This window comes from Flavobacterium sp. GNP008 (assembly GCF_056428965.1).
On sequence record NZ_JBWJVL010000003.1, the window covers coordinates 39,675 to 60,558 of the forward strand.

21 protein-coding genes and 1 tRNA gene are annotated in these 20,884 nt (G+C 34.5%); 9 read left to right on the top strand and 13 right to left on the bottom strand.

From position 1 onward, the window contains the following. The first annotated feature begins 32 nt into the window (after window positions 1–32). The 4 genes from ftsZ to AC0608_RS09605 all read left to right on the top strand — a co-directional run bounded on the left by ftsZ (window position 33) and on the right by AC0608_RS09605 (window position 3,562). Complete coding sequence (gene ftsZ, locus AC0608_RS09590) at window positions 33–1,970, top strand: cell division protein FtsZ (RefSeq protein WP_478288915.1); 1,938 nt, start codon at window positions 33–35, stop codon at window positions 1,968–1,970. Between the two features lie 256 nt (window positions 1,971–2,226). Next, window positions 2,227–2,676 carry a GatB/YqeY domain-containing protein gene (locus tag AC0608_RS09595; protein WP_417958530.1) on the top strand — a complete coding sequence of 150 codons (450 nt, stop codon included), beginning with the start codon at window positions 2,227–2,229 and terminating at the stop codon, window positions 2,674–2,676. 52 nt (window positions 2,677–2,728) lie between these two features. Next, window positions 2,729–2,802, top strand: a tRNA-Arg gene (locus AC0608_RS09600). Between the two features lie 31 nt (window positions 2,803–2,833). Further along, a complete protein-coding gene (locus tag AC0608_RS09605) occupies window positions 2,834–3,562 on the top strand; it encodes a superoxide dismutase (RefSeq protein ID WP_417958529.1) in 729 nt (242 codons plus the stop codon). Window positions 3,563–3,654: 92 nt separating this feature from the next. Here the strand turns inward: AC0608_RS09605 and rpe are convergent, their stop codons facing one another. The 6 genes from rpe to AC0608_RS09635 all read right to left on the bottom strand — a co-directional run bounded on the left by rpe (window position 3,655) and on the right by AC0608_RS09635 (window position 9,900). After that, window positions 3,655–4,317 (bottom strand): ribulose-phosphate 3-epimerase, encoded by a 663-nt coding sequence (gene rpe / locus AC0608_RS09610; RefSeq protein ID WP_478288916.1) that lies wholly within the window; start codon window positions 4,315–4,317, stop codon window positions 3,655–3,657. 361 nt (window positions 4,318–4,678) lie between these two features. Next, the gene (locus tag AC0608_RS09615; protein WP_007137700.1) at window positions 4,679–5,542 is read right to left on the bottom strand and encodes a sigma-70 family RNA polymerase sigma factor; all 864 of its coding nucleotides are present in this window, start codon (window positions 5,540–5,542) and stop codon (window positions 4,679–4,681) included. A gap of 163 nt (window positions 5,543–5,705) precedes the next feature. After that, complete coding sequence (locus AC0608_RS09620; protein ID WP_478288917.1) at window positions 5,706–7,868, bottom strand: polyribonucleotide nucleotidyltransferase; 2,163 nt, start codon at window positions 7,866–7,868, stop codon at window positions 5,706–5,708. A gap of 241 nt (window positions 7,869–8,109) precedes the next feature. Next, window positions 8,110–8,376 (bottom strand): 30S ribosomal protein S15, encoded by a 267-nt coding sequence (gene rpsO / locus AC0608_RS09625; RefSeq protein WP_066079886.1) that lies wholly within the window; start codon window positions 8,374–8,376, stop codon window positions 8,110–8,112. 601 nt (window positions 8,377–8,977) lie between these two features. Further along, window positions 8,978–9,202 carry a toxin-antitoxin system YwqK family antitoxin gene (locus AC0608_RS09630; protein WP_478288918.1) on the bottom strand — a complete coding sequence of 75 codons (225 nt, stop codon included), beginning with the start codon at window positions 9,200–9,202 and terminating at the stop codon, window positions 8,978–8,980. A gap of 242 nt (window positions 9,203–9,444) precedes the next feature. After that, window positions 9,445–9,900, bottom strand: a complete 456-nt coding sequence (locus AC0608_RS09635) for an XrtF-associated fRMsr-like GAF protein (protein WP_478288919.1) — start codon at window positions 9,898–9,900, stop codon at window positions 9,445–9,447. A gap of 76 nt (window positions 9,901–9,976) precedes the next feature. Between AC0608_RS09635 and xrtF the strand changes: the two genes are divergently transcribed. From xrtF to AC0608_RS09660, 5 genes are all read left to right on the top strand, one after another. Further along, the gene (gene xrtF, locus AC0608_RS09640) at window positions 9,977–10,513 is read left to right on the top strand and encodes an exosortase family protein XrtF (protein ID WP_478288920.1); all 537 of its coding nucleotides are present in this window, start codon (window positions 9,977–9,979) and stop codon (window positions 10,511–10,513) included. After that, a complete protein-coding gene (locus tag AC0608_RS09645; protein WP_478288921.1) occupies window positions 10,503–10,946 on the top strand; it encodes an exosortase F system-associated membrane protein in 444 nt (147 codons plus the stop codon). Before xrtF ends, AC0608_RS09645 begins: the two co-directional genes overlap by 11 nt. 59 nt (window positions 10,947–11,005) lie before the next feature. Beyond that, the gene (locus AC0608_RS09650; RefSeq protein ID WP_478288922.1) at window positions 11,006–11,836 is read left to right on the top strand and encodes an ATP cone domain-containing protein; all 831 of its coding nucleotides are present in this window, start codon (window positions 11,006–11,008) and stop codon (window positions 11,834–11,836) included. A 35-nt stretch (window positions 11,837–11,871) separates the two neighbouring features. Next, window positions 11,872–13,227, top strand: a complete 1,356-nt coding sequence (locus tag AC0608_RS09655; protein WP_478288923.1) for an MBL fold metallo-hydrolase — start codon at window positions 11,872–11,874, stop codon at window positions 13,225–13,227. Window positions 13,228–13,385: 158 nt separating this feature from the next. Continuing rightward, entirely contained in the window at window positions 13,386–14,066 is a 681-nt protein-coding gene (locus AC0608_RS09660) for a DedA family protein (RefSeq protein WP_417958520.1), read from the top strand. A 73-nt stretch (window positions 14,067–14,139) separates the two neighbouring features. Here AC0608_RS09660 and groL read toward each other — a convergent pair whose 3' ends face one another. From groL to miaB, 7 genes are all read right to left on the bottom strand, one after another. Continuing rightward, window positions 14,140–15,765: a chaperonin GroEL gene (gene groL, locus AC0608_RS09665; protein WP_478288924.1), complete on the bottom strand. Its 1,626-nt coding sequence runs from the start codon at window positions 15,763–15,765 to the stop codon at window positions 14,140–14,142. 40 nt (window positions 15,766–15,805) lie between these two features. Further along, entirely contained in the window at window positions 15,806–16,081 is a 276-nt protein-coding gene (locus tag AC0608_RS09670; protein WP_007137725.1) for a co-chaperone GroES, read from the bottom strand. A 139-nt stretch (window positions 16,082–16,220) separates the two neighbouring features. Continuing rightward, window positions 16,221–16,550, bottom strand: a complete 330-nt coding sequence (secG, locus tag AC0608_RS09675; protein WP_417958518.1) for a preprotein translocase subunit SecG — start codon at window positions 16,548–16,550, stop codon at window positions 16,221–16,223. A gap of 3 nt (window positions 16,551–16,553) precedes the next feature. Next, complete coding sequence (locus AC0608_RS09680; RefSeq protein ID WP_478288925.1) at window positions 16,554–17,405, bottom strand: tetratricopeptide repeat protein; 852 nt, start codon at window positions 17,403–17,405, stop codon at window positions 16,554–16,556. Window positions 17,406–17,480: 75 nt separating this feature from the next. Then, window positions 17,481–17,984, bottom strand: coding sequence for an LptE family protein (locus AC0608_RS09685; RefSeq protein ID WP_478288926.1), 504 nt, complete (start codon window positions 17,982–17,984; stop codon window positions 17,481–17,483). Between the two features lie 97 nt (window positions 17,985–18,081). Then, a complete protein-coding gene (locus tag AC0608_RS09690; protein WP_478288927.1) occupies window positions 18,082–19,338 on the bottom strand; it encodes a sigma-54 interaction domain-containing protein in 1,257 nt (418 codons plus the stop codon). Between the two features lie 81 nt (window positions 19,339–19,419). Then, window positions 19,420–20,865: a tRNA (N6-isopentenyl adenosine(37)-C2)-methylthiotransferase MiaB gene (gene miaB, locus AC0608_RS09695; protein ID WP_417989498.1), complete on the bottom strand. Its 1,446-nt coding sequence runs from the start codon at window positions 20,863–20,865 to the stop codon at window positions 19,420–19,422. Window positions 20,866–20,884: the final 19 nt, after the last annotated feature.

Sequence of the window (20,884 nt, forward strand, 5' to 3'; positions counted from 1 at the left end):
TAATAATATAACAATTTCAAAAACCAAATAAAATGATGAGCAACTCAGAATTTGGAAGTATTTCATTTGATTTACCAAAGAACCAATCAAATGTGATAAAAGTTATAGGAGTTGGTGGAGGCGGAAGTAATGCCATAAATCACATGTTCAAGCAAGGGATTAAAGGGGTTGATTTTATCGTATGTAATACGGATTCTCAAGCCTTACAGAGTAGTTCTGTGCCTAACAAAATTCAGCTAGGAGTACATTTAACGGAAGGACTTGGTGCTGGCGCTAATCCTGATGTAGGGCAACAATCTGCTATTGAGAGTATTTCTGAGATTGAGAAAATGTTGGATCGCAATACTAAAATGGTGTTCATTACTGCAGGTATGGGTGGTGGAACGGGAACTGGAGCGGCGCCGGTAATTGCACAATTGGCTAAAGAAAGAGACATTCTTACCGTAGGAATTGTAACATTACCTTTCTTATTTGAAGGGAAAGTGCGTCAGGAACAAGCCTTAATTGGTATTGAAAAATTACGCAAACAAGTCGATTCTTTAATTGTTATCAATAACAATAAATTAAGAGAAGTGTATGGAAATCTTGGTTTTAAAGCTGGGTTTTCAAAAGCGGATGAAGTTTTGGCTACAGCATCAAGAGGTATTGCCGAAGTAATAACACATCACTATACCCAAAATATCGATTTAAGAGACGCAAAAACAGTATTGTATAATAGCGGAACGGCTATTATGGGATCTTCAGTTTCTTCAGGAGAGAATAGAGCTAAAGAAGCTATTGTCTCTGCTTTAGATTCACCTTTGTTAAATGATAATAAAATCACTGGTGCCAAAAACGTATTGTTGCTTATCGTTTCTGGAACTAATGAAATTACAATTGATGAAATCGGGGAAATCAATGATCATATTCAAGTTGAAGCAGGTCATAATGCTAATATTATCATGGGAGTTGGTGAAGACGAGTCTCTTGGAGATGCAATTGCAGTAACCATAATCGCTACCGGTTTTGATATTGAACAACAAAATGGAATTGTAAACACGGAGCCTAAAAAAATAATTCACACACTAGAAGACGAACAAAGAAGCGTACACAATTTAAGCAGTAAAATCGTGGCTGGATTTGATTTGAATACGGAATCAGCACCGGTTACTAACTCAAACGAAAGAATTGTTTTTGATTTAATAGAAGATGTAGTGGTTGTACCCGAGTCAGTGGTTACAGCTCCAGCAATCAATAAAGAAGAGTTGATGGTTATGTCTGAATTTATTAAAAATTTAGATGTGACTTTCGAAATCGTTTCTCCAATTACAGACATTGATTTTACTATTTCATCTCCATTAGCTGAAGTTAAAGCGGTACAACCAAAAGCAATTGAAAGACAAGAGCAAACTACTTTCTCTTTTGATTTGCCTCTTTTTAAAGCAGAGCCAGTGGTGCAAGTGGAGGAAAGCAAAGTAATGTTTGAGCTTACTAATGAAACGCGTGATATTAAAGTAAATGAAGCTGTTCAGTTTGTTCCAGTAACGGAATTGGCAGATAACGGAATCATCAAATATTCTTTAGAGGAATATATGGAAGTCGAGCCTGATTTTATGGCTAAGCCAGTGGCGAAAATACCAGAAGTTGTTGTTCCTGCAGAATTAAATATTACAATGAAACAAGTGGAAAGATCTATAAATTCACCTGTTGATTTTGAAGAAGTTTCGCCTACCGAAATGACTATCGAAGAATCGTTGCGCATGAGAGCTGACGAAAGAAGAAAAAAATTAAAAGAATTTAATTATAAGTTTCATAACAACGTTTCTAAAATTGATGAGTATGAAAAAGAACCAGCTTATAAAAGATTAGGAATAGACATTTCAAACAATCAAACAAACAACACAAATTCGAGAATTTCTGTTGGAACGGATAGTAACAATGACTTACAGTTGCGTTCTAATAACTCGTATTTACACGATAATGTAGATTAACTTACGCACAACAAAAGAGTTAGCCCGAAAATTATATCTAATTTTCGGGTTCTTTTTTTATGTAGCGAGAAGAAAGTAATCTATTGTTAATTCCAGTAAATTTCTTTAAATTTGTCAAACTTTATTTCAACTATCATTTCAAGTTTCGCAAAAAAATAGTAGGGATTTTTTACTACCATCTTGGGAATTTAAAAAAAAATGAGTTTGCAATATTCAGTTTTTAAGTCTAATACCAATTTTAAAATTAATTAGTAGTATGAGTTTATCAGTACATATCATGGACGAAATGAAAACCGCCATGAGAGCCAAAGATACAGTTGCATTAGAAGCTTTAAGGGCTATAAAATCCGAAATTTTATTGGCTCAAACAGCAACAGGATCAAAAGAAGAAATAACGGAAGATGAAGAAGTTAAATTACTTCAAAGATTAGTAAAAACGCGTAAGGAAAGTGCTAGAATTTTTACAGAACAAAACCGTTTGGATTTAGCTGAACCTGAATTAGCACAAATTGCAGTAATTGAAAAATTCTTACCAACCCAATTAAGCGAGGCAGAAGTTGAAGAAGTGATTGCAAAAATCATCACAGAAACTGGAGCTTCAGGTATTGCTTCAATGGGAAAAGTGATGGGATTAGCTGCTGCACAATTAGGAGGAACTGCCGAAGGGAAAACCATTTCTACTATAGTTAAAAAATTATTAACATAATAAATAGGTTGTTGGTTAACCATTTTAAAACTAGTTAAGCAACAACAATAAAGACTGCGTAGTTCAACTGGATAGAATATCAGATTTCGACTCTGAGGGTTGCAGGTTCGAACCCTGCCGTGGTCACAATTAAATCATCATTCTGAAATATTTTGTAATGGATAGAAAAGAGTTTTTAAAATCTAGCACTTTGTTAGGCGCGGCTTCGCTAATACTTCCTACAACTAATGCATTTGCAAAAAATTTAGCAAACAATTCTATTGATAGGTTGGTCGATGCAAACGGGAATTATATTCAACAAACCTTACCATATAGTGAAACTTTCTTAGAGCCTTATATGGATGCGGAAACCTTGCATTTGCATTACACTTTTCATCATGGTGGTGCGGTAAAAGGGGCTAACAAGGATTTGCAAATGATAAAAAAAGCTTTGGATGATAACAATTTGGAGACGATTGATTTTTGGACAAAAAAACTATCGTATCATTTTTCATCACACATTCTGCATTCTATATTTTGGACAAATCTTACCAATAAAAATACCTTGCCAAAAGGTAATTTATTGAAGCGTATTGAAAAAAGTTTTGGAAGTTATGATAGATTAAAAGTTTTAATTGCTGCCACATCAAAAAATGTAGATGGTAATGGTTGGGGTATTCTTGCTTACCAGCCTTACAGTGATAGCCTAGTAATTTTGCAATGTGAAAATCATGAAAAACTGACGCAATGGGGGGCAATTCCACTATTGGTGATTGATGTTTGGGAACATGCTTATTATTTAAAATATAAAAATAAACGAACTGACTTTGTAGATGCTTTATTTAATATTATCAATTGGGATAATGTAGCACTACGATTAAATGATGCTGAAAATTTGACGAATTAAGTATCTAGTAATCAGTATTTTAAATGTATCTTGCATAAAAAAAACCAAAGACAATTCCTCTTTGGTTTTTTTTATGCAAGATATGGTGAAGACTAAAATGAAGTTAATCTCTTCAAATCAGAAATAGTTGCTGTTGGATTTTCGGATTTAAACACAAAACTTCCTGCCACAAGGACATCAGCGCCTGCCTCTACTAGTTGTTTAGCATTTTTATTGGTAATACCACCGTCTACTTCAATAAGAGTACTGGCCCCTTTTTTGGTGATTAAAGCTTTTAGTTTTTCAATTTTAGCATACGTATTTTCTATGAAGGATTGTCCTCCAAAACCAGGATTTACACTCATGATACACACTAAATCGATGTCATTAATGACGTCTTCCAGCAAATCAATATTTGTGTGGGGATTTATAGCAACTCCAGCTTTCATTCCTTCGGCCTTAATGGCTTGAAGTGTTCGGTGCAGATGTGCACACGCTTCATAGTGTACGCTTATAATATTAGCGCCTAATTCAGCAAAGGTTTTGATGTAACGGTCAGGATCTACAATCATTAAGTGAACGTCAATTATTTTTTTTGCATGTCGATTTATGGCTTCTAATACAGGCATCCCATAAGAAATGTTGGGGACAAAAACCCCATCCATAATATCAATATGAAACCAGTCGGCTTCACTGTTGTTGATTATTTCTATATCGCGTTGTAGATTAGCAAAATCAGCAGCAAGTACTGATGGAGCAATAAGAGTATTCTTCATTTTGTAGTTGAATTGTTTGTACAAAAGTAGTTTTTTTGGAACAACATGCGAAAGTTTTTTATAGATTCAATTGGCCAGTTATTCTGCGATTTGCGTAAAGTATAGAGGTGGTATCCTCGAAGTACAGCGGAGCGATAAAGCCGAAAGCCTGACCCGAAGTTTTACGGAGCGTTGCGTCCAAATGATTTTAAATAAGAATTGGTTTAAGGAATCTGAAATGAATTCAGATTAGAAAAATAAAACTCCGGTAATCAGCCGGAGTTTCAATCATCAATCAAAAAACGAACAGTCAATCAAACTGTTGTTCATTTTGAATTAAAAAAGTTAAGGTTTAAATTTTTTAATTGGGTAATATTATGAATTAACCTAAGTAGGTTTTAAGTATTTTACTTCTGGAAGTGTGTTTCAACCTACGGATAGCTTTTTCCTTGATTTGACGCACACGCTCACGAGTTAGGTCGAAAGTTTCTCCGATTTCCTCTAAAGTCATTGGGTGTTGATCACCAAGACCAAAGTACAAACGAACTACATCAGCTTCTCTAGGAGTCAATGTTTCTAAAGAGCGTTCGATCTCGGTACGCAATGATTCGTGGATTAATTCTCTGTCTGGATTTGGAGACTCACCAGAACGCAAAACATCGTAAAGGTTAGAATCTTCTCCTTCTACAAGAGGTGCATCCATTGATAAGTGACGACCAGAGTTTTTCATACTCTCTTTTACGTCGTTTACGGTCATGTCCAGCTCTTTTGCAATCTCCTCAGCAGATGGTGGGCGCTCGTTAGATTGCTCTAATAAAGCGTACATTTTATTGATTTTGTTGATAGAGCCAATTTTATTCAAAGGCAAACGAACGATACGGGATTGTTCCGCCAACGCTTGTAAAATAGATTGACGAATCCACCAAACGGCATACGAGATGAATTTGAAACCACGTGTTTCATCAAAACGCTGTGCTGCTTTTATCAATCCCAAATTTCCTTCGTTAATCAAATCGGGAAGTGTTAATCCTTGATTTTGATATTGTTTTGCTACCGAAACCACGAAACGTAAATTGGCTTTGGTCAATTTCTCTAATGCTTTCTGGTCACCGGCTTTAATCTTTTGTGCTAATTCTACCTCTTCGTCAGCGGTAATAAGGTCAACTTTTCCAATTTCTTGTAAATACTTGTCTAATGAAGCAGTTTCACGATTGGTAACCTGCTTGGTGATTTTTAGTTGTCTCATGTTTTTTTGTCTCCTAAATTTTAAGTGTACAAATAGTTATACGTATGAAGTTTACAAAAAGTTACAATAGTCTTTAAAATAATTTCATTTAAAATAAAAATCCCGTTTCAAATACATGAAACGGGATTTTCTATAAATAAACCTTTAGTAAACTAAGATCTGATTACTCTTTTCTCTCCTCGCGTAGAGGTCTTGCTTCCTCACGTGGAGGTCTTGGTAAAAGTGCTTTTCTTGACACTTTTTCTTTTCTTGTTTTTGGATCCATACCTAGGTATTTCACTTGAAAAACATCTCCCATTTTCACAACGTCAGAAACGTTTTCAGTACGTTCCCAAGCTAACTCAGATACGTGAAGTAATACTTCATTTCCTGGTGCAGCTTGGTATTCTACCACCGCTCCAAAATCAAGAATTTTAATTACTTTTACTTCATAGGCATCACCTACAACTGGTTTGAATGTCAATGAGTCAATTTTGCGTAACACTGCTTCAATTCCGTCCGGATCAGTTCCAAGAATTTCAACTTCACCTTGCTCGTTCACTTCGTTTATAACGATAGTTGTACCAGTAGATTTTTGTAACTCTTGAATTACTTTTCCACCAGGTCCAATCAAAGCACCAATGAAATTACCAGGAATAGTCACTTTGATAATTTTTGGAGCATATTTCTTAACCTCCGGTTTTGGGGTAGCTAAAACTTCTGTTATTTTTCCAAGGATATGCAAACGACCATCACGAGCTTGAGCTAATGCTTCCTCCATAATGTGGTACGCCAATCCTTCGATTTTGATATCCATTTGACAAGCAGTAATTCCGTCAGCAGTTCCAGTTACTTTAAAGTCCATGTCTCCCAAGTGATCTTCATCACCTAAAATATCAGACAATACAGCAAAACGACCTGTTTTTTCATCAGAAATCAATCCCATAGCAATCCCAGACACGGGTTTGATCATTTGAATACCTGCATCCATAAGCGCTAATGTTCCAGCGCAAACGGTAGCCATAGACGAAGAACCGTTAGATTCTAATACTTCAGATACAATACGAATGGTGTAAGGGCAATCAGCAGGAATCATGTTTTTCAAGGCTCTTTGAGCCAAGTTTCCGTGACCTACTTCTCTTCTTGAAGTTCCTCTCAAAGGTTTTGCTTCACCTGTAGAGAAAGGGGGAAAATTATAATGCAAGTAGAATTTTTCTTCTCCTTGTTGAGATGGGGAATCAATTTGGTTTGCTTCTCTAGAAGTTCCTAAAGTAGCAGTTGCCAATGCTTGAGTTTCTCCTCTTGTAAAAAGGGCAGATCCGTGAACAGAAGGTAAATAATTAACTTCAGCCCAAATAGGTCTGATTTCTGTAGTTTTTCTTCCGTCAAGACGGGTTCCTAAATCTAACGTTACATTACGAACCGCTTCTTTATTAGATTTGTAGAAATATTTAGAAATCAAATCGCCGTTTTCAGCTAATTCTTCTTCAGTAAATAAAGACTTAACTTCTTCTTTTACCGCTGCAAATTGAGCGGTTCTTTCGTGTTTAGCTGTACCTTGTTTGGCAATAGCGTAACACATATCGTATGAAGCTGCATTTACTTTTGCATAAATAGCCTCATCTTCTTTTTCTTGCTCGTAGGTTCTTACTTCTTTTTTACCAAAAGCAGCAACCAATCGTTCTTGAGCAGCAATTTGAATTTTGATGGCTTCATGTGCAAATTTAATCGCTTCTACCATTTCTGCTTCTGAAATTTCTTTCATTTCGCCTTCTACCATTGCGATAGAATCTTTTGATGCGCCAATCATCATGTCGATATCAGACAATTCTAATTGTGTACGGCTTGGGTTGATGATGAATTTACCATCAACTCTGGCTACACGCACTTCAGATATTAATGTAGAAAAAGGAATGTCAGATAAAGATAAAGCTGCCGAAGCTGCTAAACCTGCTAACGCATCTGGCATTACGTTTTCATCATGAGACATCAATTGAATCATGACTTGCGTTTCGGCATGATAATCTTTTGGGAAAAGCGGACGTAAAACACGGTCTACTAATCTCATGGTTAATATTTCATTATCACTTGGTCTTGCTTCTCTTTTGAAGAAACCACCTGGAAAACGTCCGGCAGCAGCAAATTTTTCGCGATAATCTAGTGTCAAAGGCAAGAAATCAATTCCTGGACTTGCTTTTCTGGCAGATACCACTGTTGCAAGCAACATGGCATCTCCCATTTGTACTACTACAGAACCATCAGCTTGTTTGGCTAATTTTCCTGTCTCGATTGAGATGCTTCTGCCATCTCCTAAATCGATAATTTCTTTTGAAACTTTTGGAATCATAATTTTAAATTCTCTTTAGATTAAACAATGGGTTCTAGTTGTGTTGTAGTTGTTGTCTTGCGTAGTTAATGCCTAAAACCCAATGAAAAACGAAACTTTTTTTATTGCCTATACTAGTTGGTAAAGACTTTATGGTATAGTCTTAGTTTTAATCCCTTTTGTGTCAGGATCAAAAAAAGAACATATATATTCTAAATTGTAAAATAAAAAAAGAGGCACTTTCGCACCTCTTTTATATTGATTATTTTCTGATATTCAATACTTTGATAATTTCACGGTATCTGTTGATTTCTGTTTTCTTTAAATAATCCAACAAAGATCTTCTTTTACCTACAAGCAATACTAATGAACGCTCTGTGTTATAATCGTGACGATTTTTTTTCAAGTGCTCAGTCAAGTGGCTGATTCTGAAAGTAAACAAAGCAATTTGAGCTTCTGATTTTCCAGTGTTTGTTTTTTCTCCGTGTTTAGCGAAGATTTCTTCTTTAATCTCTTTAGTTAAATACATTCCAATATTTGTTTAATGATTTTTATGTATGTCATACAGCTATTGTAGGACGGATGCAAAGGTAATCTTTATTTTTAAACAGACAAGTTTTAGTTACTATTAGTATTTAGATATTTTTTTGGAATATTAATTCATGGTTTTGTGTAAACTATTTTATCGATGTTGATACTGAAAATAGTGCGGGTCTATACATACCTCTTGTTTTACTGTCACTTCATTGTGTATAAGGTTTGACTACTCAAGTAGCCTCCTCCTCAATGCCAAAACCTAATTTACTAATACTTTTAATATCAACTGCTCTACCGTCTTTTCAATAATAATATTTAAATAAATGGTATCTTATGCGTTATGTAAAGTAGTTTCTTTTGGTTTAATAAAATTATTTTGTAAAAAACTATAAAAAAGTTTAGGCCCTTCTTGGATTTAGGTAAAGTATTTATTGAAGTATAATTACCTGTTTAAGAATAGGGTGGGGAATTAATATTCCCTTCCCATATTCCGTTTTTTACACCATTAATGATTTTTCCTTTTCAGAATATCCAGTTTCTTTAATCTCATAATTTTCAGTCCCATCAATTACGGTATGAATATTTTTAGCATCCTAGAATTGGTTAATTTTAGATTGTGATTTAGATGAATCTAGGTTTTTAAGATATTTAATTTCAAATTTGAGATGTCCGTTTTCATACCAAAAGTATTCTTTACCTGTAATTCTTGAGTTGGTATAATTGCTAACGGACTCTTTATTTCCATTTTTAAGATAAGTAACAAATTCTCCCTCTTTTTGAATAGTATCTTTATTCTTTGACGTGCCTGCGGCCTTCAAAACACCCGATTTGTAATACTCATAAAAAGCCTACGTATCTTTGGTAGCGAAGTAATCTTTAATCCCTGTAATCTTTATGATTACTACCGTAGCCTCATTTTATAATGAATCGAAATAAATTATAGCGGGTACTGGAGCTTTAGTTTGAAAAAAAAGTGCTATTGGTATTAGTCAAAGGACTAATGAATAAAAAATGGATTTCATAATACAGATAAAAAAAGCTACAAAAAATGATAATTATTTTAGTACAATTTTGCTATTTCGCTATTCACAAATTCCAAAAATAATTCGTCCTCTTTGGTAAATGGATCTATAATGTGACTGTCAATATCAATTTGTCCTATGTTTTCTCCATTAACAAAAAGTGGAACAACAATTTCCGATTTTACGGTAAAACTGCAAGCAATATAATTGTCTTGTGCGGTAACGTCTGGGACAACAAAATTTTCGTTAGAAACAGCTACTTGTCCGCAGATTCCTTTACCAAAAGGGATTACGGTATGATCTGTTTCTGCTCCTACGTATGGTCCTAGGTGTAATGTTTTAGATTCTTGATCTGCAAAATAGAACCCTACCCAGTTATAATATGCAATGGAGTTACTAAGGAGCTCGCAAATGGCTAAAAGTTTTTCGTCTCTTGTTAGTGTTGTATTTAAAGTGATTTCGGTTACTTTTGGTTGTAGTTCTTGAAATGTCATGTTTTTTATATTTTATTTATACAAAAGTATTTAAAGCCGGTTTTAAAAATTACATAAATTTGTTAAAAAATAGATTTTGAAAAAATATTTTATTCTTTACAAGCCATTTCTTGTATTTCTAGCTACTTTTTTCTTGGCTTATCTGGTTCTTACGTTTTTCTATCAGCGCTATCTTATGAGTTTTGAAGAAAACAAAATAGATTCTTTTACAAGAATGGTGAGTGAAAATACGGTGCAGGTATTACAATTGTTTAATGATGGATCTAGACTAGAAGAAACTAGAGGGGATTCTTATATTAAATTGTTTTATAATCAACAATATGTAGCCCGAATAGCCGAAGGGTGTAATGCAATCAGTGTGATTATTCTTTTCATCTCATTTGTAGCAGCTTTTTCTGGAAAACTAAAGACCACACTGCTTTATATATTGGGCGGAAGCCTACTTATTTACGTTTTAAACATCTTAAGAATAGCAATGCTGAGTGTATTAATCTTTTATTTTCCAAAACAAGGACCTTTTTTGCATGGAGTAATTTTCCCATTATATATTTATAGTGTAGTTTTTATTTTGTGGTTAATTTGGGTGCGTAAATTTTCAAAATATGCTTCATAAGCTATTAAATAACAAAATGAGGTCAATGCAATTACTTTTTCTTATTGTGTTGTTAGTGCTTGTTCGGGCATTTGAGGATCAGTTGTTTTATGACCCCTTTCTAGATTTCTTCAAAAAGGATTTTGCTGCCTTAAGATTGCCAACTTTCAATTCATTCCAATTGTTTTTAGGGCTGTTATTCCGTTTTACATTGAATACCATTATTTCATTGGGTATTATTTATGTACTTTTCAAAGAGGCGGCATTAATAAAATTTGCTTTTGTTCTGTATTATTTTTTCTTTATAATTCTGATTATTGCTTTCGCATATATAATTTATTTTGCAAATGAGCACAATAATTGGACACTTTTTTATGTTCGAAGGTTTTTAATTCAACCTATTTTTGTATTGCTATTTGTTCCAGGATTTTATTATCAAAAACAAAATAAGTAGCCTTTTTTCTGTATCTTTAGTAGTGATTTTAAGTTCCTTGTTTTTAAACTAATAAGGCTATGAAAATTATCAAAAATTCTGGAGATATTGTCGAGTTTAGTCCTGATAAACTTAAAAAATCACTTCTAAAATCTGGGGCAAGTGTTGCTGCCGTTACCAATATACTTGATGTTATAAAAAAACAAATCTATGAAGGTATTGCTACAAAGCAAATTTATAAAATGGCCTTTTCATTATTGAAAAAGACAGCTAATTCTCATGCAGCACGTTATAATTTGAGGGAAGCAATACGATTGTTAGGCCCTGCTGGATTCTTTTTTGGAAAATATATAGCCCGTCTTTTTGCCTCGGAACACTATCAAACCAAAACTAATGTAAGTCTTAAAGGTACATGTGTTTTACATGAAATTGATGTTGTAGTAAAGAAGAACCAAGAGGTTGCTATGGTTGAGTGTAAATATCATGTGAGTAGAGCTGCCGCTACTGATGTAAAAGTTCCCATGTATATTTTGTCTCGTTTCAATGATTTGAAGGAAAGGAAATATGTCATCTTTGAAAAAAAAGAGAGTATATCAAAATGTTGGATCGTTACAAATAACCGTTTTACAGCAGATGCGGTCAATTTTGCAAAATGTTCCGGATTGAATTTATTGAGTTGGAATTATCCGGAGAATAATAATTTAAAAACAAAAAACGATACGCATTATCTTTATCCGGTAACTTGCCTAACTACATTATCAATTGCTGAGAAAGATAAGCTGTTGGTATTAGATGTCATCTTGGTAAAAGAAATAATAAATCATTCGGATTGCTTAGTAAAAATTGGATTGAGTCCAAGCCGTGTAAAACACGTCTTAAAAGAAGCGTCCGAATTATGTTTTTATATTTAAAAGGATACTTTCTTAATATTCTAAATTTAAATCAAATGAAAGTTAAATTTATAGGTGGCGCTGGAACGGTAACTGGATCTAAGACATTGATTGAGAGTAATGGCGTACTGATTTTGATTGATTGTGGTTTATTTCAAGGCATCAAGCCGCTACGGGAACTGAATTGGGATTCGTTGCCTGTTCTTCCGTCTACTATAGATTTTGTGTTGTTGACCCATGGTCATTTAGATCACTGTGGCTGGCTGCCAAGACTTGTTAATCAGGGTTTTTCAGGAAAAATTTATTGTACAAGCCCAACGAAAGATATTACAAAACTGATTCTTTTAGATAGTGCTAAAATTCAGGAGGAAGAGGCTAATAAAGCCAATGAAGGTGCGTATTCTAAGCATGAAATTGCTGAACCACTTTATACCGTTAAGCAAGTAAGAGAAGTTTTTCCTTTTTTTAGAGTTATCAAAATAAATGAACCTATTGCTTTAGACGCTCAAATAGAAGCGGTATATTTTAATGCAGGACATATTCTTGGCGCTTGTAGTATCGCATTGTCGTTGGAAGGGAAAAAATTAGTTTTTTCGGGTGACTTAGGTAGGGATAATGATGTGCTTATGTATCCCCCAACCAGGCCTAAAAAAGCAGATTATATTTTTCTAGAAAGTACCTATGGGGATCGTCTCCATCCCTATTCTGATACTAAATTTGAACTGGAAACTTATATTAATAATGCCTTAAAAAGCGGGGGGACTATTATTATTCCCAGTTTTGCGGTAGAGCGAGCCCAAACCATCATGTACTTGTTGTGGCAATTAAAAGAAGAAGGAAGAATCCCCTCGATTCCCTATATTATTGATACCCCGATGGGGATTAGTGCATTGGATATTTTTACGGATAATCCAAAATGGCACAAATTGTCACCGGAAGAATGTGCCGGAATGAGTAAAATGTTTTTATTGGTTTCGGATTATCAAGAAACCATTGAAGTGATTTTTGGTAAAAAACCCAAAGTGGTAATTGCCGCTAGTGGCATGGTCACTGGGGGAAGGGTATTGAGCTATTTAGAACATTATATTGGTCTTCCAGAAACTACTATAATTATTGTAGGTTATCAAGCAGAAGGAACAAGGGGTAGAAAATTACTCGAAGGAGCTAAGGAAGTTAAAATTCATGGGCACTATTATCCAGTTCAAGCAAAAATAGTTGAGATTCAAGGCTTGTCAGCACATGGGGATCAAAAGGATTTACTCAATTGGTTGTCTGAACTGAAAATTAAACCTACAAAAGTATTTCTAGTACATGGTGAAAATATACCATTGGATGAACTGCGTATAAAAATTGAGAAAGAATATGGTTTTGACTGTAAAGTTCCTTTAATGGGGGAAGAATTTGAATTATAGATCATAAATGTTATTTTGCTTAAAAAAGAAATCAAATCAGACAAGTTTCGTTCGTTGAATAACCGTTAATAAAACTTTAAAATAGAGTAATAAATTGGCTTTGAGAGATATTATATGTACTTTCACACACGAATAATTTTAGCATAAAAAACCTAAGAATGAACGATTTTGATTGGAAGAATTTAATTGACCCGCTTTTTTATATTCATTTTGATGTTAATGGAATTAAGCTAGGGATTTATATAGTTTTGTTTATTGTTTTTGCTGAAACGGGTCTTTTTGCAGGTTTCTTTTTACCAGGGGATAGTTTGTTATTTTTAGCGGGTATTTATAGCCGAGAATTAATAGAAAACATTTTATTTATTAGTAATGATTTTCTAAACGTAGTACTGCTATCAACGCTTGTCGCTTTGTCAGGGATTTTAGGAAATGTTGTTGGATACTGGTTTGGGTCAAAAAGCGGGTATTATTTGTACAACAAAGAAGATAGTTTTTGGTTTAAGAAAAAATATTTGGTACAGTCTAAAGATTTTTTTGAAAAATACGGGGGTAAAGCTATCATCTTTGCACGATTTCTCCCAATATTAAGAACATTTGCTCCAATAGTGGCTGGAATTGTATCTATGGATAAACAAAAATTCATGTTTTATAATATCCTAAGTTCATTTATCTGGTCGTTCACATTAATTTTTGCCGGACACTATTTATATGGTTTTTTACTTGAAAATTATCAAATTGATTTAAAAAAGCATATTGAATTAATTGTCTTGATTCTAGTTGGAATTACTGTTTTGCCAGTAATATATAAGTTCAGTAAAAAATCTAAAATCAAAGAATAAATAAACATTAAACTTCATAAAAAAACCGTCCCGATATAAATTGGGACGGTTTTTTATTTAGACTGAAATAATATTACATCATTCCTGGCATACCACCACCCATTGGGTTTCCGCCATTATCTTCTTTGATATCTATCAAAGCACACTCAGTAGTCAATATCATTCCAGCAACCGAAGCTGCGTTTTCTAATGCTACACGAGTTACTTTTTTAGGATCAATAATCCCTGCTTTAAGCATATCTACGTATTCATCAGTCTTTGCGTTATATCCAAAGTCACCGCTACCTTCAGCCACTTTTGCAACAACTACAGACCCTTCAAGACCTGCGTTTTCTACAATAGTTCTCAAAGGAGATTCCACTGCACGCGATACGATTTGGATACCAGTTGCTTCATCAGCATTGTCCGCTTTTATAGCACTAAGTGCATTTTTAGCTCTTAGAAGCGCAACACCTCCACCAGCAACAATTCCTTCTTCAACAGCAGCACGTGTTGCGTGAAGAGCATCATCAACTCTGTCTTTTTTCTCTTTCATCTCTACTTCAGAAGCAGCGCCTACATATAGTACAGCAACTCCGCCAGCTAATTTAGCCAAACGTTCTTGCAATTTTTCTTTATCATAATCAGAAGTTGTAGCTTCCATTTGACCTTTAATTTGATTGACACGATTTTTGATCATGTCCGCTTCGCCTGCACCACTTACAATTGTTGTATTGTCTTTATCAATGGTCACTTTTTTAGCAGTACCTAACATTTCGATAGTGGTGTTTTCTAAAGTGTACCCTCTTTCTTCTGAGATTACAGTTCCACCAGTTAATATAGCGATATCTTCCAACATTGCTTTTCTTCTATCTCCAAAACCAGGTGCTTTTACAGCTGCAATTTTCAATGCTCCGCGTAATTTATTTACTACCAATGTAGATAATGCTTCACCATCAACATCTTCAGCAATAATCAGTAATGGTTTTCCAGATTGAGCAACTGGTTCCAAAACGGGTAATAATTCTTTTAAAGAAGAAACTTTTTTGTCATATAAAAGGATGTAAGGATTTTCTAATTCTACTTCCATTTTTTCTGAATTGGTAACAAAATAAGGCGAAAGATAGCCTCTGTCAAATTGCATCCCTTCAACAACATCAACGTAAGTATCTGTTCCTTTAGCCTCTTCAACAGTGATCACACCTTCTTTTCCAACTTTTGCGAAAGCAGCAGCGATTAACTCACCAATTACTTCGTCATTATTAGCAGAAATGGAAGCAATTTGTTTGATTTTTTCAGAATCACTTCCAACAACTTTAGCTTGTTTTGCTAAGTCAGCTACAATAGCTTCAACCGCTTTGTCGATTCCACGTTTCAAATCCATAGGATTTGCTCCAGCAGCAACGTTTTTTAATCCTTCTTTTACGATAGCTTGTGCCAAAACAGTTGCAGTTGTAGTTCCGTCTCCTGCTAAATCATTAGTTTTAGACGCTACCTCTTTTACCATTTGCGCACCCATATTTTCCAAAGGGTCTTTTAATTCAATTTCTTTTGCAACAGTAACACCGTCTTTAGTAACTGTTGGTCCACCAAAAGCTTTTCCAATAATTACATTACGACCTTTTGGTCCAAGAGTTACTTTTACTGCATTTGCCAATGCGTCAACACCACGTTTTAATCCGTCACGTGCTTCAATATCAAATTTTATATCTTTTGCCATTTTTATTTTTATTTGTTAATTCGTTTATTTGTTAATTCGATTATATTATTGCTAAAATATCGTCTTCACGCATGATCAAATAGTCTTTACCTTCTAGTTTTAATTCAGTACCAGCGTATTTTCCGTAAAGAACAGAATCACCAATTTTGACAGTCATTGTGTGTTCTTTTGTTCCGTTACCAACGGCTACTACGGTTCCTTTTTGTGGTTTTTCTTTGGCTGTATCTGGAATAAAAATCCCTGACGCAGTTTTGGTTTCAGCAGCAACTGGTTCAATAAGTACTCTGTCTGAAAGTGGTTTGATGTTTAAAGCCATGATTTTATATTTTAGTATTATTTAAGGTATTAAAGGTATAGCATTTCAGAAATTATGCCATGCTGTTTAAACTGACATATTTTCTTATAAAAAATGCCAGCTTTGACAAGCTGGCATTTTTAAAATAGGAATTGTATTTTTATTTTGCTGGATTTGTTGCAGCAGGTGTATTTTGAACAGGAGCTACTGGTGCACTCGTTGCTGTATTGTCAATTATTTTAGAATCAGTGTCACTTAATGTTCCTGTAAAGCTCAAACTTGAAAGCAGTATAAGTGCAATTAATATAGTTGCTAATGTCCAAGTACTTTTATCTAAGAAATCAGTTGTTTTTTGTACACCACCTAGCATTTGTGAGCCACCTATTGTTGAGGATAATCCACCACCTTTAGGATTTTGGACCATGATAACTACGATTAATAGAAAACAAACTATAGTTATTAAAACTAAAAAAATTGAAAATGTGCTCATTGTTTAATTATTATTATGTTGTAAAATCTTAATATCCGATATGCGGTCTGCAAAGAAACTACTTTTTTCTGGATATTTCAAAATTAATATTTCATAAGCTTGTATCGCTTTTTGATATTTTTTTTGTTCCAAGTAAACTCGCGCTAGAGTCTCAGTCATTAAGTATGAATTATCATCTTTGTTTAAGTCGAAACTGACTGTAGAAGGTACACCATGTTTTACGGGAGAAATTTTGGGACTCGTTTCAATAAATTTATCAATTAATTCCAGTTTTTTTCTTTTGTCCGCATCTGTTATGGTTGAGGGTAAAATGATTGACTCCTTATTAGTTCTAACAATTGGCTCGTTACGAGAAAGCTGAAGCCATTCCTGAAAAGAATGTTGTTCCTTTTTAGAGAAATCCAATGGTTCTCCAATGGCTAGTTTTTCTTCAATCGTTTTAGAATAATCCTCAATTTCAATTGTAGACGCTTCTTTTATTGAGGTAAGGATAGATTGTTGTAACGAATCTATTTTAAGTGCTGATTTTTCTTCAGATACAAGAATTTCATTGCCCAATACGGGAATGTCAAGAATTTCTAATGCTTTACGATCGTATAAATTTTTATCAATAGCAGTAAACGTATCTGAAGTGATGAAATCAAATAATACTGATCTGTCTGTTGAATGGGCAGCAGTAGTTTTTAAAGCCAGATTGTATTTGTAACTATTTTGATTGAAAAGGCCTTTTAATTGAATCGCTCTCGCACTTTGAAAATACGGAAATTCTTCCAATACTTTGTCCAAAGACTCTGTTTGCTTTTCGTGAATAGCATCAGGTTTGTTAATCAAATACGAATAGTCGTTTACGTTCATCTTTTTAAGGTTCTGAGTTCGGTAATCAGTTTGAGGTTGTTCTAGCTAACTTAAAACGCTCATTTGAGTGTTTTTTTACCATTTCGCAAGAGACTCGTTAAAGATGTCTTGTGTTATTCTTTCAAATATATCTTTCAAAGCGGCGTTTAATGTAGCTCCAGTCAATTGTTGCTCTGCGGGATAATCATAGAAAAAAGTAAAGGGTTTTTCAAAATCATCCGCTTCTTTTTTCTTATTGCTAAAACGAACATTTATACGAATCGTTAATCGATTTTGAGCTGCCCGCTGATCAGCCGTAGCAGTCATTGGGCTAATTCTGTAATCTACGATTTCTCCTTCATACGATAAGTCAGCGTCATTTTTGACTAAGTTTAGATTGGTTTGGTTCTGAATCAGATCTTGGAGTTCCAATGTAAATGTGCGGTCAATGCCAGGTTCAATTAATTCTGCATTATTTTGAAAAAAGCCAACTTGAAATGTTTCGGCATCAATTTTACCAGTTCCTGTAAAATTGTAGACGGAGCAACTATTGGTACTCCATATAATTATTAAAAGAAGGAAGTGTTTTAGGTATTTCATTTTCTATTTTAAAATTGCTGCGCCAATTCATTAACGCTCGGTCAAATATATTCATTTTCGTTCAGAACCATTTATGTTTTGAATCTTTGTGAAAATATTACAAATCAAATTGCTTAATTTTTCGGTATAAAGTTCGCTCTGAAATGCCCAATTCATCGGCGGCAGCTTTTCGTTTTCCCTTGTTTTTCTCTAATGATTTTTTAATCATTTCAATTTCTTTTTGTTCTAAACGTAAGGTTTCTTCTTCCTCGATAGTTTCGGTGTACAAATAATTGTCGTCATTCTCTTGATAGAGGTCTTCGTTATTTTTGGCGGCTAATAACGCTGCTGTTGGTTCTTCTTCAAAATCAATTTCACTGTCCGTTTCTTTGGAACCGTATATTTTTTTTATCAGATTCTGATTGGTCTCCTGAACTTTAGAGCTTCCATTTTGGATCAGTTCCAACGTTAATTTTTTTAAATCATTCAAATCGCTTTTCATGTCAAAAAGCACCTTGTATAATATTTCTCTTTCGGTACTAAAATCGCTTTCACTTTTTTTATCTTTAATTACCGAAGGTAAATGACTGCCTTGTACCGGCAAATAAGATTGTAAAGTGATTGCTGATATATCTCGATTTGTTTCCAAAACAGAAATTTGTTCGGCTACATTTCGCAACTGTCTTATGTTTCCACTCCAACGAAATTTTTGTAATAGTTGAACTGCATTCTCCTCCAACTTCAAAGGAGGCATTTTATATTTATGGGCGAAATCTGCGACAAATTTTCTAAATAACAAATGAATGTCATCTTTTCTATCGCGCAAAGGCGGTAAAGTAATATCTACTGTGCTTAAACGATAGTATAAATCTTCGCGAAATTTCCCTTTTTCGATAGCATCAAATAAATTGACATTCGTTGCCGCTACAATTCGTACGTCTGTTTTCTGTACTTGGGAGGACCCTACTTTTATAAATTCACCATTTTCGAGAACACGTAATAAGCGAACTTGAGTCGTCAGCGGCAGTTCACCTACTTCATCCAGAAAAATGGTTCCGCCATCAGCCACCTCAAAATACCCCTCACGAGTTCCTGTAGCTCCTGTAAAAGCGCCTTTTTCATGCCCGAAAAGTTCACTGTCTATTGTTCCTTCTGGAATGGCTCCACAGTTTACGGCTATGTATTTTCCGTGTTTTCTATGTGATAGGGAATGAATAATTCTGGGAATATTCTCTTTACCCACGCCGCTTTCTCCAGCAACCAATACTGTAATATCCGTAGGAGCAACCTGAATAGCTTTTTCAATGGCGCGATTTAGCTTTTGGTCATTTCCAATAATCTCAAAGCGTTGTTTTATAGCTTGAACTGATTCCATTTTTATCTTTTTTTAAAGTTTTAGTTGTTTAAGGGTTCAAGTTATTGAGATAATTTTAAGCCTTAAATTGTAAACTTTTTTCTAATTCATTTCACTCAAACCAACAGCTTCTCCTTTTAAAGTTCCACTTGTGCAAGACGTAATTCTTACATTCACAAAATCTCCAATTTTATAACTCTCTTTCGGGAAAACTACGGTAATACTTTGGGAATTTCTTCCAGAGAACTCTTCCGTAGATTTTTTTGAAAGTTTTTCTACCAAAACTTCTACTGTTTGCCCAATAAATTCCTCGGAGCGTAACCAAGCGTGTTTTTGCTGTAAGTCGACAATTTCTTGTAATCGTCTCGCTTTGGTTTCGTCTGTTACATCGTCTTCCATTTTTCTCCCAGCCAATGTTCCGGGGCGCTCTGAATAGCTGTACATATAACCAAAATTATATTTTACATATTCCATCAAACTCAGAGTGTCTTTGTGATCTTGTTCGGTTTCCGTCGGAAAACCACTAATCATATCTTGCGAAATAGAACTGTTTGGGATAATGCTTCTGATTTTGTCAATCAAATTCATGTATTCCTCTCGTGTATGCAAACGATTCATTTCTTTTAAAATTCTATTGCTTCCGGATTGAACGGGTAGGTGTATGTGTTTACAAATATTAGGATACTTTGCAATAACGTGCAAAATACTTTCATGCATATCTTGGGGATTTGAAGTAGAAAAACGAATCCGCATTTTAGGAAAACCAACCGCCACCATTTCAAGTAATTGGTCAAAATCTACTGCTGTTGCTTTTTGCATTTCGGTTGCATTCACAAAATCTTTCTTCAATCCGCCACCATACCAGAGAAAACTGTCTACGTTTTGTCCTAAAAGTGTTATTTCTTTAAAACCTTTGTCCCACAAATCTTGGATTTCTTTCATGATACTTTGTGGTTCGCGGCTGCGTTCGCGTCCGCGGGTAAAAGGTACCACGCAAAACGTACACATATTATCACAACCGCGCGTAATAGAAACCAGTGCGGTAATGCCATTGCTCATCAAGCGAACCGGTGAAATATCGCCATAGGTTTCATCTTTGGATAAAATCACATTGATTGCATCACGGCCTTCTTCCACTTCTTGTAAAAGGTTTGGTAAATCTTTATAGGCATCTGGACCTACAACAAGGTCCACTATTTTCTCTTCTTCCAAAAATTGACTTTTCAAACGTTCGGCCATACAGCCCAAAACTCCTACTTTCATTTTTGGATTAATACGCTTTACCGCATTGTATTTCTCCAAGCGTTTGCGAATGGTTTGCTCTGCTTTATCTCTAATGGAACAGGTGTTAACCAAAACCAAATCGGCTTCTTCCAGAATTTGCGTTGTATTGTATCCGTTACCGGACAATATAGAAGCTACGATTTCGCTATCTGAAAAATTCATTGCACAACCATAACTTTCAATAAAAAGTTTCTTTGTATTCTCGGGTTTGTTTTCTAAAACAAGACTTTCGCCCTGTTTGCTTTCTTCAATAATCTTTTCCATCCTATGTTTTCAAAGTGCA

What these genes read in the sequence shown, in the direction of transcription:
- AC0608_RS09645 (WP_478288921.1), top strand. Translation starts at nt 10,503, where the DNA reads ATGCTTCATAAGCTATTAAATAACAAAATGAGGTCAATGCAATTACTT.
- miaB (WP_417989498.1), bottom strand. Translation starts at nt 20,865, where the DNA reads ATGGAAAAGATTATTGAAGAAAGCAAACAGGGCGAAAGTCTTGTTTTA.
- AC0608_RS09605 (WP_417958529.1), top strand. Translation starts at nt 2,834, where the DNA reads ATGGATAGAAAAGAGTTTTTAAAATCTAGCACTTTGTTAGGCGCGGCT.
- AC0608_RS09635 (WP_478288919.1), bottom strand. Translation starts at nt 9,900, where the DNA reads ATGACATTTCAAGAACTACAACCAAAAGTAACCGAAATCACTTTAAAT.
- AC0608_RS09660 (WP_417958520.1), top strand. Translation starts at nt 13,386, where the DNA reads ATGAACGATTTTGATTGGAAGAATTTAATTGACCCGCTTTTTTATATT.
- AC0608_RS09650 (WP_478288922.1), top strand. Translation starts at nt 11,006, where the DNA reads ATGAAAATTATCAAAAATTCTGGAGATATTGTCGAGTTTAGTCCTGAT.
- AC0608_RS09615 (WP_007137700.1), bottom strand. Translation starts at nt 5,542, where the DNA reads ATGAGACAACTAAAAATCACCAAGCAGGTTACCAATCGTGAAACTGCT.
- ftsZ (WP_478288915.1), top strand. Translation starts at nt 33, where the DNA reads ATGATGAGCAACTCAGAATTTGGAAGTATTTCATTTGATTTACCAAAG.
- AC0608_RS09655 (WP_478288923.1), top strand. Translation starts at nt 11,872, where the DNA reads ATGAAAGTTAAATTTATAGGTGGCGCTGGAACGGTAACTGGATCTAAG.
- AC0608_RS09670 (WP_007137725.1), bottom strand. Translation starts at nt 16,081, where the DNA reads ATGGCTTTAAACATCAAACCACTTTCAGACAGAGTACTTATTGAACCA.
- secG (WP_417958518.1), bottom strand. Translation starts at nt 16,550, where the DNA reads ATGAGCACATTTTCAATTTTTTTAGTTTTAATAACTATAGTTTGTTTT.
- groL (WP_478288924.1), bottom strand. Translation starts at nt 15,765, where the DNA reads ATGGCAAAAGATATAAAATTTGATATTGAAGCACGTGACGGATTAAAA.
- rpe (WP_478288916.1), bottom strand. Translation starts at nt 4,317, where the DNA reads ATGAAGAATACTCTTATTGCTCCATCAGTACTTGCTGCTGATTTTGCT.
- AC0608_RS09680 (WP_478288925.1), bottom strand. Translation starts at nt 17,405, where the DNA reads ATGAACGTAAACGACTATTCGTATTTGATTAACAAACCTGATGCTATT.
- rpsO (WP_066079886.1), bottom strand. Translation starts at nt 8,376, where the DNA reads ATGTATTTAACTAAAGAGATTAAAGAAGAAATCTTCGCTAAACACGGA.
- AC0608_RS09595 (WP_417958530.1), top strand. Translation starts at nt 2,227, where the DNA reads ATGAGTTTATCAGTACATATCATGGACGAAATGAAAACCGCCATGAGA.
- AC0608_RS09620 (WP_478288917.1), bottom strand. Translation starts at nt 7,868, where the DNA reads ATGATTCCAAAAGTTTCAAAAGAAATTATCGATTTAGGAGATGGCAGA.
- AC0608_RS09685 (WP_478288926.1), bottom strand. Translation starts at nt 17,984, where the DNA reads ATGAAATACCTAAAACACTTCCTTCTTTTAATAATTATATGGAGTACC.
- AC0608_RS09690 (WP_478288927.1), bottom strand. Translation starts at nt 19,338, where the DNA reads ATGGAATCAGTTCAAGCTATAAAACAACGCTTTGAGATTATTGGAAAT.